The 16,161-nt window shown below is 61.8% G+C and carries 18 protein-coding genes and 1 pseudogene; 4 read left to right on the plus strand and 15 right to left on the minus strand.

The features are described from left to right. Positions 1–6 precede the first annotated feature (6 nt). The 4 genes from NKI22_RS16705 to NKI22_RS16720 all read right to left on the minus strand — a co-directional run bounded on the left by NKI22_RS16705 (position 7) and on the right by NKI22_RS16720 (position 3,266). The gene (locus tag NKI22_RS16705) at positions 7–948 is read right to left on the minus strand and encodes an alpha-E domain-containing protein (protein WP_023717779.1); all 942 of its coding nucleotides are present in this window, start codon (positions 946–948) and stop codon (positions 7–9) included. A 63-nt stretch (positions 949–1,011) separates the two neighbouring features. Continuing rightward, entirely contained in the window at positions 1,012–1,371 is a 360-nt protein-coding gene (locus NKI22_RS16710) for a four helix bundle protein (protein ID WP_352482308.1), read from the minus strand. Between the two features lie 73 nt (positions 1,372–1,444). Next, positions 1,445–2,857 (minus strand): circularly permuted type 2 ATP-grasp protein, encoded by a 1,413-nt coding sequence (locus NKI22_RS16715; protein ID WP_023717781.1) that lies wholly within the window; start codon positions 2,855–2,857, stop codon positions 1,445–1,447. 172 nt (positions 2,858–3,029) lie between these two features. Further along, positions 3,030–3,266: an Lrp/AsnC ligand binding domain-containing protein gene (locus tag NKI22_RS16720; RefSeq protein ID WP_023674883.1), complete on the minus strand. Its 237-nt coding sequence runs from the start codon at positions 3,264–3,266 to the stop codon at positions 3,030–3,032. Between the two features lie 242 nt (positions 3,267–3,508). On the opposite strand from NKI22_RS16720, the gene NKI22_RS16725 reads away from it, so the two are divergent. Continuing rightward, positions 3,509–3,928, plus strand: coding sequence for a DUF4864 domain-containing protein (locus tag NKI22_RS16725; protein WP_023717782.1), 420 nt, complete (start codon positions 3,509–3,511; stop codon positions 3,926–3,928). 26 nt (positions 3,929–3,954) lie between these two features. Here the strand turns inward: NKI22_RS16725 and NKI22_RS16730 are convergent, their stop codons facing one another. The 8 genes from NKI22_RS16730 to coaD form a co-directional block, all read right to left on the minus strand. Then, complete coding sequence (locus tag NKI22_RS16730; RefSeq protein ID WP_352642110.1) at positions 3,955–5,334, minus strand: glycosyltransferase family protein; 1,380 nt, start codon at positions 5,332–5,334, stop codon at positions 3,955–3,957. Between the two features lie 221 nt (positions 5,335–5,555). Next, a complete protein-coding gene (tgt, locus tag NKI22_RS16735; protein ID WP_352482259.1) occupies positions 5,556–6,686 on the minus strand; it encodes a tRNA guanosine(34) transglycosylase Tgt in 1,131 nt (376 codons plus the stop codon). A gap of 8 nt (positions 6,687–6,694) precedes the next feature. Continuing rightward, the gene (locus tag NKI22_RS16740; RefSeq protein ID WP_023717785.1) at positions 6,695–6,964 is read right to left on the minus strand and encodes a hypothetical protein; all 270 of its coding nucleotides are present in this window, start codon (positions 6,962–6,964) and stop codon (positions 6,695–6,697) included. Continuing rightward, the gene (queA, locus tag NKI22_RS16745; protein ID WP_352642107.1) at positions 6,954–8,039 is read right to left on the minus strand and encodes a tRNA preQ1(34) S-adenosylmethionine ribosyltransferase-isomerase QueA; all 1,086 of its coding nucleotides are present in this window, start codon (positions 8,037–8,039) and stop codon (positions 6,954–6,956) included. Before queA ends, NKI22_RS16740 begins: the two co-directional genes overlap by 11 nt. Before the next feature lie 12 nt (positions 8,040–8,051). After that, on the minus strand, positions 8,052–8,450 hold the full coding sequence (locus NKI22_RS16750; RefSeq protein WP_352642105.1) for a hypothetical protein: 399 nt from the start codon (positions 8,448–8,450) through the stop codon (positions 8,052–8,054). Then, positions 8,447–8,959, minus strand: coding sequence for a peptidylprolyl isomerase (locus tag NKI22_RS16755; protein ID WP_254817363.1), 513 nt, complete (start codon positions 8,957–8,959; stop codon positions 8,447–8,449). The genes NKI22_RS16750 and NKI22_RS16755 overlap by 4 nt, the downstream gene beginning before the upstream one ends. A 28-nt stretch (positions 8,960–8,987) precedes the next feature. Next, positions 8,988–9,578: a peptidylprolyl isomerase gene (locus tag NKI22_RS16760; protein WP_023717789.1), complete on the minus strand. Its 591-nt coding sequence runs from the start codon at positions 9,576–9,578 to the stop codon at positions 8,988–8,990. 75 nt (positions 9,579–9,653) lie between these two features. Next, positions 9,654–10,154, minus strand: a complete 501-nt coding sequence (gene coaD / locus NKI22_RS16765) for a pantetheine-phosphate adenylyltransferase (protein WP_023717790.1) — start codon at positions 10,152–10,154, stop codon at positions 9,654–9,656. A 196-nt stretch (positions 10,155–10,350) separates the two neighbouring features. Between coaD and NKI22_RS16770 the strand changes: the two genes are divergently transcribed. Beyond that, on the plus strand, positions 10,351–10,503 hold the full coding sequence (locus NKI22_RS16770; RefSeq protein WP_023717791.1) for a hypothetical protein: 153 nt from the start codon (positions 10,351–10,353) through the stop codon (positions 10,501–10,503). A gap of 56 nt (positions 10,504–10,559) precedes the next feature. On the opposite strand, the gene gyrA is transcribed toward NKI22_RS16770, so the two are convergent. Continuing rightward, positions 10,560–13,370 (minus strand): DNA gyrase subunit A, encoded by a 2,811-nt coding sequence (gyrA, locus tag NKI22_RS16775; protein ID WP_352642099.1) that lies wholly within the window; start codon positions 13,368–13,370, stop codon positions 10,560–10,562. 148 nt (positions 13,371–13,518) lie between these two features. Beyond that, a complete protein-coding gene (locus NKI22_RS16780; protein WP_352642097.1) occupies positions 13,519–14,343 on the minus strand; it encodes a helix-turn-helix transcriptional regulator in 825 nt (274 codons plus the stop codon). An 86-nt stretch (positions 14,344–14,429) separates the two neighbouring features. Here NKI22_RS16780 and NKI22_RS16785 point away from each other — a divergent pair. Further along, positions 14,430–14,945 (plus strand): annotated as a pseudogene (locus NKI22_RS16785) (hypothetical protein); the annotation flags it as partial. An 87-nt stretch (positions 14,946–15,032) separates the two neighbouring features. Continuing rightward, entirely contained in the window at positions 15,033–15,662 is a 630-nt protein-coding gene (locus tag NKI22_RS16790) for a MarC family protein (protein ID WP_023717795.1), read from the plus strand. 8 nt (positions 15,663–15,670) lie between these two features. On the opposite strand, the gene NKI22_RS16795 is transcribed toward NKI22_RS16790, so the two are convergent. After that, positions 15,671–16,093: an OsmC family protein gene (locus NKI22_RS16795; protein ID WP_352482253.1), complete on the minus strand. Its 423-nt coding sequence runs from the start codon at positions 16,091–16,093 to the stop codon at positions 15,671–15,673. Positions 16,094–16,161 lie beyond the last annotated feature (68 nt).

Consider the following 16,161-nt stretch of genomic DNA (forward strand, 5'->3'; position numbering starts at 1 on the left):
TCATGCTCAATAGAACCTGTAATCCTGCGCGATCTCATCGCCGAGCCTGGTGTTGTCGCGGATGAAATTGGCCAGGAATTCGTGCAGGCCGGCGTCGAAAATATCCTTGATCGAGCCGGCCGTCAGCATGGAATGGGTCTTGGCGGCCGTCGCATGACAGGCGTGGCGCTCACCATAGTCGTCACCCAGGAATTTGAGATGCTCCGTCAGGAAGCGGTAGCAAAAGGTCAGCGAGCGCGGCATGCGGACATTGAGGATCAGATAGTCGGCGATGTTGCTCGGCTTGTAGTCGGCGTCATAGACCCAGCGGTAGGAGCGGTGCGCCGACACCGAGCGCAGGATCGATTCCCACTGGTAGTTGTCGAGCGTCGAGCCGACCCAGGAGATCGACGGCAACAGAACATAGTACTTCACGTCCAGGATGCGCGCGGTGTTGTCGGCGCGTTCGACATAGGTGCCGAGCTGCGAGAAATCGAAGATCTCGTTGCGCAGCATGGTGCCGTAGAACGAGCCGCGGATCAGCGCCGTCTCGCGCTTGATTGCGTCGAGCGCGCTGGGCAGGTCGCGCTCGTCGATCGGCTTGGCCAACATCCGTTTCAGCGACATCCAGGCTTCGTTGATGCTTTCCCAGGTTTCACGCGTCAATGCTGTGCGCACCATGCGGGCATTGTTACGGGCCGTTTCGATAGACGACATCGTGCTCGACGGGTTCGACGTATCGCGCAGCAGGTAGTCGGCGACATTGGCGGCGGTGTAGTCCGAATATTTCTGCGTGAAGCTGGCGTCCGAGCCGGCGCTGAGCAGCACCGAATTCCACTCCTCCGAAGCATTCTGCGTGCGAGTGAGCGCCATGCGCAGGCCGGCATCCACCAACCGCGCCATGTTCTCCGCCCGCTCGATATAGCGGTTCATCCAATAGAGCCCGTTGGCGGTGCGGCCGAGAAGCATGTCAACGTGCCTCGATGCTGAGTGAGTAGCGAATAGCGAATAGCGAATAGGGGAAAATCGGCTTCATGATTTCTGTTGCAGACTCCTGATCATCGAACGCAGCATTCTCCCGATCTCATCGGCCTGGCCAAGCAAACGCAATACGTCCTGCTCAACCATCAGCGCTACCCTTCCAGACAAGATTAGGTGCGTTTCCAACTCTTTGAGAGAACCTTGCGCTATGCGAAGATATTGAACGAACGATCCCGTGTTTTCTCGCCCGTGCCCTTCGGCGACATTTGCCGCAATCGATACAGATGATCGCCGTATCTGAGACGTCATCCCGTAAACTTCGCTGCTCGGAAAGGCTTTCGTTGCCGAATAGCAATCTACAGCCAATTCAACGGCCGCCTTCCAAACAATCAAGTCCCTGTAAGAGTTAATAGTCGTGTTGGTGCCCTCTTCCCTATTCGCTACTCACTATTCGCTATTCGCTACTCACTATTCGCTATTCGCTCTAATCATCCAACACCCAAGTATCCTTCGTGCCGCCGCCTTGCGAGGAATTGACGACCAGCGAGCCTTCCTTGAGCGCTACTCGCGTCAGTCCACCGGGCACGATCTGGATACGGTCGGACACCAGCACATAGGGGCGCAGATCGACATGGCGCGGCGCCAGCCCCTTGTCCGTCAGGATCGGACAGGTCGACAGCGCCAGCGTCGGCTGGGCAATGTAGTTCGACGGTTTTGCCGCGAGCTTTTTGGAAAAATCCTCGCATTCCTTCTTGGTCGCCGCAGGTCCTACCAGCATGCCGTAACCGCCGGACCCGTGGACCTCCTTGATCACCAGTTCGTCGATGTGCTCCAGCACATATTTCAGGCTGTCCGGTTCCGAGCAGCGCCAGGTCGGGATGTTGCCGAGCATCGCCTTGCGGCCGGTGTAGAATTCGACGATTTCGGGCATGTAGGAATAGATCGCCTTGTCGTCGGCAATGCCGGTTCCGGGCGCATTGGCGATCGTGATATTGCCGGCGCGGTAGACGTCCATAATGCCCGGCACGCCAAGGGCTGAGTCCGGGCGGAAGGTCAGCGGATCGAGGAACGAGTCGTCGACGCGCCGGTAGAGCACGTCGATCTGCTTGTAGCCCTCGGTCGTGCGCATCGCGACATGGCCATCGACGACGCGCAGATCCTGCCCTTCGACGAGTTGCACCCCCATCTGGTCGGCAAGGAAAGCATGTTCGAAATAGGCCGAGTTGAAGCTGCCCGGCGTCAGCACGGCAATGGTCGGCGCGCCCTTGGTGCTTTGCGGCCGCACTGCGGCCAGCGACTGGCGCAAGAGCTGCGGATAATTCTCCACCGGCCGCACCTTGATCTGCTGGAACAACTCGGGAAAGAGCTGCATCATCGTCTCGCGGTTCTCCAGCATGTAGGAGACGCCGGACGGCGTGCGCGCATTGTCCTCCAGCACGTAGAACTCGTTCTCGCTGATGCGTACGATGTCGACGCCGATGATATGGGTATAGACGCCGGCCGGCGGCCGCACCCCGATCATTTCGGGCAGGAACGCCTCGTTCTTGGCGATCAACTCCTTCGGCACGCGGCCGGCACGCAAGATTTCCTGACGATGGTAGATGTCGTCGAGAAAGGCGTTCAGCGCCTGGACGCGCTGCTCGATGCCTTGCGTCAGCCGTCGCCATTCGTTGCCGGAAATGATGCGCGGAACGATGTCGAAGGGTATCAGCCGCTCCGATGCTTCCTGCTCGCCGTAAACGGCGAATGTGATGCCGGTCTTGCGAAAGACGCGTTCGGCGTCCTGCATCTTCTCGTTAAGCCTGGCCGGGTCCTGTTCCTTCAGCCAGCGATCGTAAGCCGAATACGGTTTTCTCAGCCCGGAAACTTCCGGAAGCATTTCATCGAACGCTGCCAATCGCATACTCCCCTGTGGCGCCATTTCACTGGCCTCGCTGGAGAAAATCAAGCGCAATCGGTGATTTGGTGGGCGCCGGCGATCAGTATATCGCTCTTGCCTAAAATTAAGGCAGTGCCGATCGGGCCGTAGTCAGGCTTTGCTTCGTGTCCGGGCAGATGCCGGATGCGGATCAAAACGCGCGAAAGGTGACGACCGTGAACGTGTCTTTGATGCCGGGAAGAATCTGCACTTTCTCGTTGACGAAGTGGCCGATGTCTTCCTCGTCGTCGACATAGAATTTGGCGAGCAGGTCGTAATTTCCGGCTGTCGAGTAGATTTCGGAAGCGATCTCGGCATCGGCCAGGGCGCTGGCAACGTCATAGGCCTTGCCCAGATCGCACTTTATCTGCACGAAAAATGCTTTCATCGCCTGGTCCTGCCCAACATCGCACGCTCTAGGTAAAATCGAGCGGCCCTTGTGGCAGACTGCCGCCCGGCTTTCAAGCATCGGCCATCGCTCAGGCTGTTCTAGCCTCGACAATGCTTTCTCGGTCTGGACACAGCTCGCGGCGCCGAATGTTTGCGCTCGGCTGAAACCCTCGAGCACTGCAAAGCGTATAGTATCATGTACCTCGGACAGCGATTTCTCAGGGACAACGGAGACAGGCCATGCGCCGCGCGTTTTTCGCATTCGCAGTCGTTCCATTCATTTTCGCATCCCAGGCCTTTGCTGGCGACGCCGAAGTCAAGGCGGCGCAAACGGTCATCGATGGTCAATTGAAGGCCTTCATCGCCAACGACGGAGCGACGGCCTACAGCTTTGCCGCACCAAATGTGAAACGCATCTTTCCAACTGTCGATACCTTCATGAACATGGTGACCAACGGCTACCCGCCGGTGCGCCAACCGCAGACCTACTCCTTCGGCAAGGTTCGCGAGACGAGCCCGACCTCGATCATCCAGCAGGTGCTGATCGTCGGCCCGGATGGCAAGGACTATGAGGCGGTCTACACGCTCGAACTACAGCCTGACGGCAGCTTTCGGATCACCGGCTGCAGCCTGCGCGCGTCCACGTCGCTCAGCACCTGAGGGTGCTTGAGGAGGGCAAAGTTGTCTCAATCCTGTCGCCGGTAGAGCGTCCAGCTCAGGCCTGAAAACCCCCAGTGTCTCGACGCGTCGGCCCGTTCATACGCCAAAGCGCATGAGGCCGTCGGTTCAACATGTTCGGCTTGCTTGTCCACATCCCCCTCGAGGATCAGCCAAGCCGGCCGGTCGGCGCACATCCTGTTTTCCGGAACCAGCCAAGCCCGACGATCCGTCCGCGCCGCAAAATAATCGACGACCATGGCGGTGCGGAAATCACTGTTGCTCGCATAGGCGGCAGCGCCGTTCCTGGTCATTTCATCGACCATAGCAGCGTACGAGCCGCGTCCGTACTGATAGAATTGGAGCAGCGACGAAATGCTTCCACTCACCACGATCGCCAGTGCTCCCACCGCAAATAGCCTGGCAGTCCCGCGAGCAGCCAAGCCGCGACCGATCATCTCGCCGGCCCAGAGCAGCAGCAATGTTTCGCTGATGATGAAATAGCGCGGAAACTCGAGATTGGGCAGATGTGTCGCCGCCATGAGCAAAGGCAGTCCGATAATCCCGATGACATAGAGGCTGGCCCGGCGATCGCACCAGACACCAGCGGAGAGGCCAACAAGACCGCAGGCGGCAACGATATACGGCCAGTCGCCGAACCAGGGGGGCAGCCCGAACAGAGAGCGGATCATTCCGCCATAGCCCTGCGCGAAGGCGGCAATCGAGAACGGCGAAACACCACCGACACTGAAGCCGAACAGCCTGCCGCCGATAAACACGCAGGCAGCCAGCGGCAGCACGGCAAGCAAGGCCGGCAGGAAGATCGACGCCAGATCCGCAACGACACGGCTGACCCTCGCCGTACGCTGCCAGGCGAGCCACGCGGTCCAGATTGCGAGGACTGCCACCATTCCGATCATGGTGAGATGGCATAGGAACCCGAAAAGGATCGCCGCTGCCAAGGCCGTGCCAGACAACCGTTTGTTGTCGAGCCGGCGCTCCAGAAAAACCACCGAAAGCAGCGTAAAGAGCACAAGGCCGGCATAGCCACGCGCCTCCGAGCCGTAGTGCACCATCGGATAGCTCACGGCAAACAACAGGCTTGTGGCAATCATCGCCCGTCGTCCGTGCGGTGCGGCGGTCGCTGCCGCCGCAACTGTCGTGGCAACACCTAGTGCTATCGACAGGCCTCGCTGGATCAAAGGCGAAGCGTCGGGGCCGATGAGATAGAGATAGACCGAGTTGAGGAAATGATTGTTGTCGTGATTGACGCGCCAGAATATCTGGTCGATCGAGGTCAGCGGCTCAATCAGCGCAAAGCTCCAGATCTCGTCCAGCCAAAGGTCGCCGCGCGCGCCAAGCAAGCGCAAAACCAAGCCGGTCACGGCGATGACCAGAACGGCAAGCAACGACCCCGCCGTCCATTGCTGGACCGCCACGGAGGGCGAAGGCGAAGGCTCGGCGCTGCCATTCGTCCGCACCGTCGTGCCAGGAACTGAAACTTGCCCCGAAACGAACAGGTTCTTGATCCTCGCCCGATGTCGTCCGGCAATGCTTATTAGGCAGACGTTTCAAAACAGTTCATGGCAGGTGCGACTCCTCCCTGGAGCCGGATTCCTGGCGAGCACGCCTACCGGACGGGGAGGTCACCGTTTGCCCATTGCTGCGTGATGATCTCAGCTTGTCCGGCGAACCTGCCAGCCCCGATCGCTTCGCGAACGTCGCGCATCAGCTGCTGGTAGTAGGACAGATTGTTCCAGGTCAGGAGCATCGCCCCGAGCGCCTCTTGCGAGCGCACCAGGTGGTGCAGATAGGCGCGCGAATAGTCGCGTGCGGCCGGGCAGTCGCTTTCCTCATCGAGCGGGCGCGGATCGTCGGCATGGCGGGCGTTGCGCAGATTGACCTTGCCGCGCCGTGTATAGGCAAGGCCATGCCGCCCTGCCCGCGTCGGCATCACGCAGTCGAACATGTCGATGCCGCGCGCCACCGACTTCAAGATGTCGTCCGGCGTACCGACACCCATCAGGTACCGCGGCCGATCAGCCGGCAACTCCGGGCAAGTGATGTCGAGCATCTCCAGCATCACCGCTTGCGGCTCGCCGACGGCCAACCCGCCGACCGCGTAGCCCTTCAGCTCCATCGCCTTCAGCGCCTGCGCCGAGCGCAGCCGCAGGTCCGGTATATCGCCGCCTTGCACAATGCCGAACATCGCCTTGCCGGGCTGCTCGCCGAACGCCGTCTTGCAGCGCTCGGCCCAGCGCAACGACAACTCCATGGCACGCTCGATCTCTTTTTCCTTGGCCGGCAGCGCCGTGCACTCGTCGAGTTGCATCTGGATGTCTGAATCGAGCAGCCCCTGGATCTCGATGGAACGCTCCGGCGACATCTCGTAGGCGCCGCCGTCGATATGCGAACGAAAGGTCACGCCGTTCTCGGTCAGTTTCCTCAGCTTCGACAGCGACATCACCTGGAAGCCGCCGCTGTCGGTGAGGATCGGATAGGGCCAGCGGGCGAATTCATGCAGGCCGCCGAGCCGAGCCACGCGCTCGGCGCCGGGTCTCAGCATCAGGTGGTAGGTATTGCCAAGGATGATGTCCGAGCCGACACCGCGCACCTGATCCATATACATGGCTTTCACCGTGCCGCCGGTGCCGACCGGCATGAAAGCGGGCGTGCGGATTTCCCCGCGCGGCATGGTGATTGAGCCGCGCCGGGCTCTGCCTTCGGTCGCCAGCACCTTGAAGGCGAATGCGTTAGTCATTGAATTCCCTAGCCATCGAACTCCTTGTCGAACACCGGCGCGTCCGGAGCCTGTCGGTCGAGCGACTGCCGGTAGCGGATGCAGCCGCGCATGAATTTCGGCCAGGGCGGCACGGCAATCGCCGGCTCGGTCTTTTCGGGTAAAAGCGACCAGAGGTCGGGGTGATGCCAGCACAGATCATGGCCGGTGGCGTCGCGGTGTTGGCGGATGCCGGCGCGCAGTTTCCTGACCTCGGCGAGCAAGGCTTCGCGGCCGAAAGTTTCCAGGTCATCGTCCATCGTTATCCTCCCTGAACAGAAGACTTGCGTCTCCATAGGAATAGAACCTGTAGCGGTTCTCGATGGCATGCGCATAGGCCGCGCGCATGGTCTGCAAACCGCAGAAGGCCGAAACCAGCATGAACAGCGTCGAACGCGGCAGATGGAAATTGGTCATCAGCATGTCTGCGGTCTTGAAGCGATAGCCGGGCGTGATGAAGATGTCGGTCGGGCCTGACCATGCTGCCAGCCTGCCGTCCTCGCCAGCCGCGCTCTCCAACAAGCGTAGCGATGTCGTGCCGACGGCGATAATGCGCCCTCCTTTTGCTTTCGCCGCATTCAGCGCCTCGGCGGTTTCCGGGCTGACCGAACCGGTTTCGGCGTGCATCTTGTGGTCGGCGGTGTCGTCCGCCTTCACCGGCAGGAACGTGCCGGCGCCGACATGCAGCGTGACGAAACGGCGCTCTATGCCCTTGGCGTCGAGCGTCGCAAACAGCTCCGGCGTGAAATGCAGCCCTGCCGTCGGCGCGGCCACGGCGCCCTCCTCCCTCGCATAAATGGTCTGGTAATCGTTGCGGTCGCGTTCGTCGTCGTCACGCTTGGAGGCGATGTAGGGCGGCAGCGGGATGTGGCCGACGGAGCGCAGCGCCTCGTCGAGGAACGGACCTGACAGGTCGAAGCCGAGCAGCACCTCGCCACCTTCCCCCTTCTCGATCACGGTCGCATCGAGTTGGCCGAGAAAGCAGGAGTTGGCGTCATGACCGAAATGGATACGATCGCCGGCGGCGATGCGCTTGCCCGGCCGCATGAAGGCGAGCCAGCGGTCGGGCGCCGTCCGCATGTGCAGCGTGGCTTCGACCTGCGCCGCTGCTTCGCCGCGCCGCCTGATGCCTTTCAGCTGCGCAGGAATGACCTTGGTGTCGTTGAAGACCAGCACATCACCAGCCTTGAGCAGGGACGGCAGGTCGCGCACGGTCATGTCCTCGAGCCCTGCGCCCGGCCTGACCACCAGCATCCTGGCACTGTCGCGCGGTTCGGCTGGGCGAAGCGCGATGCGCTCGTCCGGCAGATCGAAGTCGAAAAGATCGACGCGCAAGAAATCCCCGCCTCAAGGTTCCGGGCAGGTCACCGCCCAGGCGCCGACACCGTCTATGCTCAGCGTACCGCCCATTGCGAAGCTGGACTGCTCGCTGGCCTTGACCAGTTGCAATTTGGCGACGACCGAGCTGAGGCCCTCATCAGTGAGATCAATCAGCATGCGGTCGTCGTCTTCGAATGCCTGTCCGACGATGACTTTCGTTGAACCCGGCTGGCCGTCCGTGGTCCATGTCTTGCCGCCGGCCTCCAGCCACACACGCGCCACCGCAATGACGGCCGTGTGTCCCATCAAAACGTCGATCGATGCGGCGCCGCCGTCGGCGCTGCAGACGATCGATTCCGTCGCCAGCGCCGGAGTGGCCGCCGCGACGAGCACAAATGCGATGGCCGCGACAGCCCGGCCGGTCATTTCACGTCGGCCGCGACCTTGAGCGACACGATCTTGTCCGGATCCTGCACCGGTTCGCCGCGCTTGATCTTGTCGACATTGTCCATGCCTTCGATGACTTGGCCCCATACCGTGTATTGGCGGTTGAGGAAGGCGGCATCGTCGAAGCAGATGAAGAACTGCGAATTGGCCGAGTTCGGGTTCTGCGAGCGGGCCATCGAGCAGGTGCCGCGACCGTGGTTGGCGTTGGAGAACTCGGCCTTCAGATCGGGTTTGTCGGAACCGCCAGTGCCGGCGCGCGACGGCGCGAAAGACGGCTTGTTGGAATTGCCGAACTTGACGTCGCCGGTCTGCGCCATGAAGCCGTCGATGACGCGGTGGAAGACCACGCCGTCATAGGCGCCTTCGCGTGCCAGTTCCTTGATACGGCCGACATGGCCGGGCGCCAGGTCTGGAAACAATTCGATGACGACCTTGCCCTTGGTCGTGTCCATGATAAGCGCGTTCTCGCGGTCCTTGATCTCGGCCATGTCAGAAATATCCTTTTGAAACTTGGGTTTACTTACCGTCAGCGGCGATACGCACCTTGATCATGCGATCGGGGTCGGTCACCGTCCCGTTCTGCGCCGCTTCGCCTTTCTTGATGTGGTCCACCAGCTCCATGCCGCTGACGACATTGCCGACGATGGTGTACTGGCCGTCGAGCGGCGGTGCCGGCGCGAACATGATGAAGAATTGCGAATTGGCGGAATTCGGATCGTCGGAGCGGGCCATGCCGACCACGCCGCGCTGGTAGTGCTCGGTGCTGGAGAATTCGGCCGGCAGGTCGGGAAGATCGGAACCGCCGGTGCCGACGGCGTCGGCATTGAAGCCGCTCTTCATATTGCCGAACTTGACGTCGCCGGTCTGCGCCATGAAGCCGTCGATGACGCGGTGGAAGGCGACGTTGTCGTAGGCGCCCTGGCGCACCAGCTTTTTGATCTGCGCGACGTGCTTCGGCGCAAGGTCGGGCCTCAGCGCGACGGTCACGTCGCCGTCCTTCAGCGTTACGATCATGGTGTTTTCCGGATCGGCGGCAAAGGCCGACACGGATGCCGTCACAAGACCGGCAAGCACGGCAAGCAAGAAGGCAAGCTTTTTCAGCTGCATGGGATCTTTCTCCGAATATCTTCGTCCATGCATGTCGTTACCCAAAACCGGGCTCCACTTTTGAGCGACATGCATTTATTTCGCGAATTTGGCGGTGAGCGCGCCGGCCACGGCCGCCGGCACGAAGTGGCGGATGTCGCCTCCCATCGAAGCTATCTGGCGCACAAGTGTGGCGGTAATGGTGCGCACCGAGGGGCTGGCGGGCAGGAAAACCGTCTGCAGCTCAGGCGCCATGGTCTCGTTCATGCCGGCCATCTGCATCTCGTAGTCGAGATCGGTGCCGTCGCGCAGGCCGCGGATCATGATCGAGGCGCCATGCTTCCTGGCCGCGTCGATGACCAGACCGTCGAAGGCGACCACTTTGATGCGCGCACCGTCGCTGCCGAATTCCGCCTTCGTTGCCGTTTCGATCAGATCGACCCGTTCCTCGAAGGAAAACAATGGCTTCTTGCCGGGATGGATGCCGATCGCCGCATAGATGGTGTCCGCCACGGCCAGCGACGCCTTCAGCACGTCGAGATGGCCGTTGGTCAGCGGGTCGAAAGAGCCGGCATAAAGGGCGATGCGTTCGGTCATGGCAGGTGCTTCTAGCGAGCCTCTCCCCTAAAGGCAAATCCGATCGGCAGGCCCGCCCCATGAACCTTTTGGCCGACGTGAACGACAGATGAATGTGCCGCTCACAACGGCTTCACGCAGTGTTCACTAAGTTGCAGCTTCGAAAGATGAAACCAAACACCCATCTAACCGTTGTTAGGCGCAGGAGAACACGCACATGCTGATCTACATGCTCGCCACCGCAATGACCGTCGCCATGCTGATCGCTACCGTATTCGGGTTGCATCAGGAAGCACAGCGAGTCCGCGCCAAGGCCAATACCAAACGGTTCGAAGGCTTCGGCATCCGCAAGCCTTATCGCCACTTCTAGATTGCTGGGGTTTCTTGAGAACGCCGGCCCATAGGGCTGGCGCCGTCGCGGCAAACTCACTCGACGGTAGTGTCAGGCTCCCCACCTTCGGCATCGGTAGCAGCGCCACCTTCAGCATGGACACTCTCTTCGATCTCTTCGTCGGCTTGCGGCTCTGAAATCCGCTCCACCGAAACGACCTTCTCGCCCTCTGCGGTATTAAAGATCGTAACGCCCTTGGTGGCGCGGCTGGCAAAACGAATGCCGTTGACCGGGACGCGGATGACGGTGCCGCCATCCGAAACCAGCATGATCTGATCGTCATTGCCGACCGGGAAAGTCGCCACCAGGCGGCCGATTTCGGCCGTTTTCGACACGTCGGTGGCGCGGATACCCTTGCCGCCACGGCCGGTCAGACGGAAATCGTAGGACGACGAACGCTTGCCGTAGCCATATTCCGTAACCGTCAGCACGAACTGCTCATGTGCCTTGAGGAATTCGTAGCGCTCGTCGGAAAGCTCCGCCTCTTCGCCGACCTCCTCATTGGTAAGCTGGATTTCTTCCTCCTCACCGGCGGCAATGTCGACGACAAGCCGGCGTTCAGCCACCACCCGCTTGAGGTAGGCGGCCCGCTCGGCCGGCGGCGCATCGACATGCTCGATCACCGCCATCGAGATCACCCGGTCGCCATCGGCCATGGCTATGCCGCGTACACCGACCGAATTGCGGCTCTGGAAGACGCGTACGTCGCTGACCGAAAAGCGAATGCACTGGCCGGAACTTGCCGTCAAAAGCACGTCGTCATTGTCGGTGCAGGTCTCGACGCCGAGGATCTCGTCGCCTTCCTCGTCCAGCTTCATGGCGATCTTGCCGTTGCGGTTGACCTGGACGAAGTCCGAAAGCTTGTTGCGACGCACCGTGCCGCGCGTGGTGGCGAACATCACGTCGAGCTCGCCCCAGCTCGTCTCATCCTCCGGCAGCGGCATGATGGTGGTGATGCGCTCGCCCTGTTCGAGCGGCAGCATGTTGATCAGCGCCTTGCCGCGCGATTGCGGGTTGCCGATCGGGAGGCGCCAGACCTTTTCCTTGTAGACGATACCGCGTGAGGAGAAGAACAGCACCGGCGTGTGCGTGTTGGCGACGAACAGCCGGGTGACGAAATCCTCGTCCTTGGTCGACATGCCGGAGCGGCCCTTGCCGCCGCGGCGCTGCGCCCGGTAGAGCGACAGCGGCACGCGCTTGATGTAACCGGAATGGCTGACGGTGACGACCATGTCCTCGCGCTGGATGAGGTCCTCGTCTTCCATGTCGGCCCCGCCCTCGGCGAGCTCGGTGCGGCGCGGTGTGCCGAACTCGTCGCGCACGGCGATGAGTTCGTCCTTGACGATCTGCTGGATGCGGGCGCGGGACGACAGGATGTCCAGGTAATCCTTGATCTCGTCGCCGATCGTATTCAGCTCGTCCGCGATCTCGTCGCGGCCGAGCGCGGTCAGGCGCTGCAGGCGCAGTTCGAGGATGGCGCGGGCCTGCTCCTCGGAGAGATTGTAGGTTCCGTCCTCGTTGATGCGATGGCGCGGATCGTCGATCAACAGAATCAGCGATTCCACGTCGCCCGAAGGCCAGCGCCGCTCCATCAACTGCTCGCGCGCCGTCTGCGGGTCCGGCGCCGTGCGGATCAGCTTGATGACTTCATCGATGTTGGCAACAGCGATGGCAAGGCCGACCAGCACATGGGCGCGGTCGCGCGCCTTGCGCAGCAGGAATTTCGTGCGCCGGCTGATCACCTCCTCACGGAAGGCGACGAACGCCTTCAGCATGTCGGTCAGCGTCAGCAATTCCGGCTTGCCGCCGTTCAGCGCCACCATATTGGCGCCGAAGGACGTCTGCAGCGGGGTGAAGCGGTAAAGCTGGTTCAGGATGACGTCGGCGACGGCGTCGCGCTTCAGTTCGATAACGACGCGGTAACCCTGGCGGTCGCTCTCGTCGCGGATGTCGGAAATGCCCTCGATGCGCTTATCGCGCACCAGCTCGGCCATCTTCTCGATCATCGACGCCTTGTTCACCTGGTAGGGAACCTCGGTGATGACGATCGATTCACGGTCGTTGCCGCGTGGCTCGACGTTGACGCGGCCGCGCATGACGATGGAACCGCGGCCGGTCGAATAGGCGCTGTAGATGCCGGAGCGGCCAAGCACGATGCCGCCGGTCGGGAAATCCGGTCCAGGAATGATCTCCATCAGCGCCGGCAGGTCGATCGCCGGATTGTCGATGAGGGCAATGGCGCCGTTGCAGACCTCGCCCAGATTGTGCGGCGGGATGTTGGTGGCCATGCCAACGGCGATACCGCCGGAGCCGTTGACCAACAGGTTCGGGAAGCGCGCCGGCAGGACTTTCGGTTCACTGCCCGACGCATCGTAAGTGTCCTGGAAATCGACGGTGTCCTTGTCGATGTCCTCCAGCAACTCATGCGCGACCTTGGTCAGCCGCGATTCCGTGTAGCGCATCGCCGCCGGCGGATCGCCGTCGATCGAGCCGAAATTGCCCTGCCCGTCGATCAGCGGAACGCGCAGCGACCAATCCTGCGCCATGCGCACCAAAGCGTCATAGATCGAGGCGTCGCCATGCGGATGGTATTTACCCATCACGTCGGCGACCGGGCGTGCCGATTTCACATATTTGCGGTTCCAGTGATAGCCGCTCTCATAGGCGGCGTAGAGGATGCGGCGATGCACCGGCTTGAGGCCGTCGCGCACGTCCGGCAGCGCACGGCTGACGATTACGCTCATGGCGTAATCGAGATAGGAGCGCTGCATCTCCTCGATGATGGATATCGGCTCGATGCCGGTGGGGCCGCCGTCGGCGCCGCGCGGTGTCTTTTGGTCGGTCAAATCGGATCACAATCTAATCAGGAATCACTTGGTGCTTATATAGGAAGCCGGCCCGAAACTCCAATAATCGCGGCAGTTTTCCAGTGTCGTTTTTAGCGGCAAATTCAAAAGGATACACCAATTGCGACGATATGGCCGTGGCACCCTTTCACGAGCGTCGCCGGCGGGCGCGATAAGTTCCCGGCGTCTCGCCCATTAGCCGCCGGAAACGGCGGTTGAAGGTTGATAGATCGTTGAATCCCGCCGCAAAGGCGATCGCCGAGATCGCCTGATCTGACGTCCGCAGCCGCACGGCTGCCCTGTGCAGCCGCGCTCTCAGCAGGAACTGATAGGGCGTCATGCCGGCAACGTGCCGGAAGGTGCGCAGGAAATGGTAAGGGCTGGTGGCGGTCTCGTCGGCGAGTTCGGCAAGCGAGATCGGCCGGTCGGCATCGATTTCGATGCGGCGCACCGCTTCGGCGACACGCTTCTGGTCACGGCGGCTTGGCGCTCGTCCCCGATCCGTATCGCCGCAAGCCGCTGTCACGGCTGCGCCGGCAATGCGCAGGGCGAGTTCCTCGAACGCGCCGGTGTCGGCCATCTCGCGCGCCGCCTCCGCTTCGGCGAGCAGCGGCACCAGCGCCGACAAAGGCGGCAGGCGCGGCATGCTGAAATCAAGCTGCTTTGCGCCCGCGTCGGCGACGATCCGCTCCATATAGGCCAGTCCGAAATGGAAGGAGAGGCAGCGGTCGCCGGTGCCATGCTCATGCCCGCATTCGTAGCAGGTGCCGGGATTGCCGAGCAGGAGCGCGCCCGGCGCCAGCATCGCCGTGCCCTGGCGCGCACGATAGCGGAACGTGCCGCTGGTCACGGCGGCGACGCAGAAATCCCGATGCTCCTCCTCGAATGGCCTGTCGGCGGCACTAGCGGTGCAGATGACATCCAACACCTGCCAGCCTCGGCCCGACGCCAGCCTATGCGCGCTCGTCGTCATCGCCGAAACATAGCAATTTTTCCCAAGCGCAGAACCCCTGTCGGCTTCTATGCTTGCCGGTCTCCTGACAAGATGAGAGCGAAGCCATGTCCAATTCCTTTGCCAAGGCCCTGCACAGCGATGGGCCCGCACCGGCCCTTGCCGAGAAACTGAACCTTTACGGCCGCTTCGTCGGCGCCTGGACGTTCGACGCCACGCGCCATCTCGAAGACGGCCAGGTGCTGACCGGGCGCGGCGAGGTGCACTTCGGCTGGGTGCTAGAAGGCCGAGCGATCCAGGACGTATGGATCCTGCCCGCTCGCGACGCCGGCCCCTCGCCGTCGCTCGGCAAATGGACCTTCTATGGCACGACGTTGCGCGTCTATGACCCAGGCGTCGACGCCTGGCACATCTTCTGGAGCGACCCGCGCAACCAGTATTACAGCCGCCAGCTGGGCCGCGTCGAAGGCGACACGATCGTCCAATTGGGCGCAGACGGCACCGGCGCTTCGGTACGCTGGAGCTTTTCCCGGATCACCGGAGATTCCTTCCGCTGGCTGGGCGAGCGCTCGTATGACGACGGCGCCACCTGGCGTGTCGAAGTCGAGTTTCTGGCGCGGCGCCGCCAGCCCCTGATCCGCACGGTTTCCACTGGCACCGCTTTGCTCTACCAATCCCGTTATCCGGCATTGCCGGCGGGGAGGGTCAGCATGCCGAGCTTCGACAGCCTGTTCAACGCCTTCGTCACCATACTGGTGACGATCGATCCGCCCGGCCTGGCGCCGCTCTTCCTCGCCGTGACCCGCGGCATGAACCGCGAGGAGCGCAACCAGGTCTCCGTGCGCGCCTCGGTCATCGCCTTCCTGGTGATGGCGTTGTTCGCAGTCGCCGGCGCGTCGATCCTGTCAGTCTTCGGCATCACCCTGCCGGCCTTCCGCGTCGCCGGCGGCTTTCTGCTGTTCTTCATCGCCTTCGAAATGGTGTTCGAGCGCCGGCAGGACCGCAAGGAGAAGATCGGCGATGTCGCCATCACCAGGGACATGATCCACAACATCGCCGCCTTTCCGCTGGCGATCCCGCTTATTGCGGGTCCCGGCGCGATTTCGGCGACCGTCCTGCTCTCAAGCTCGTTTCAGGGTTTTAGCGCGCAGACAGCACTTGTCGGCATCATCGCGATCTGCCTTGTCATCACCTACCTGGTGTTCGTGCTGTCAGAGCGCATCGACCGTATCCTCGGCCAGACCGGCCGTTCGATCCTCACGCGGCTGCTTGGCGTCATACTGGCGGCGCTCGCCGTGCAGTTCGTCGCCGACGGCATCAAGGCACTGATGGCGACGTAGGAACCGCCCTACTTCGCCGTCTCGATCACTTCGAAGTCATGGGTGATCACGGCGGTCTTGGCCATCATTGCCGAGGCCGAGCAGTATTTCTCGATCGAAAGCTCGATCGCGCGCTTTACCTTGTCGTGCGACAGCGCCCGGCCCTTGACGACGAAATGCATGTGGATGCGGGTGAACACCTTGGGATCGGCTTCTGCACGGTCGGCATCGAGTTCGACGACGCAATCTTCGACCGCCTCGCGCCCCTTTTCCAGGATATGGACCACGTCATAAGCCGAACAGCCGCCGGTGCCGATCAGCACCAGCTCCATTGGGCTCGGCCCCGGCGTCTTGCCCTCCGGCCCGAACGCAGTGCCTAGCACCAGCTTGTGCCCACTGGCGGACTCGCCGACGAAAGTGCGCTCCTCGACCCATTTGACCCTTGCTTTCACTGATCCGTCCTTTCACCGCTCAAACGCACAACGTCCCGAAAATCCAAGACAGATTTTCGGGACGCCAT

The organism is Mesorhizobium sp. M0778 (assembly GCF_040320105.1).
GTDB lineage: Bacteria > Pseudomonadota > Alphaproteobacteria > Rhizobiales > Rhizobiaceae > Mesorhizobium.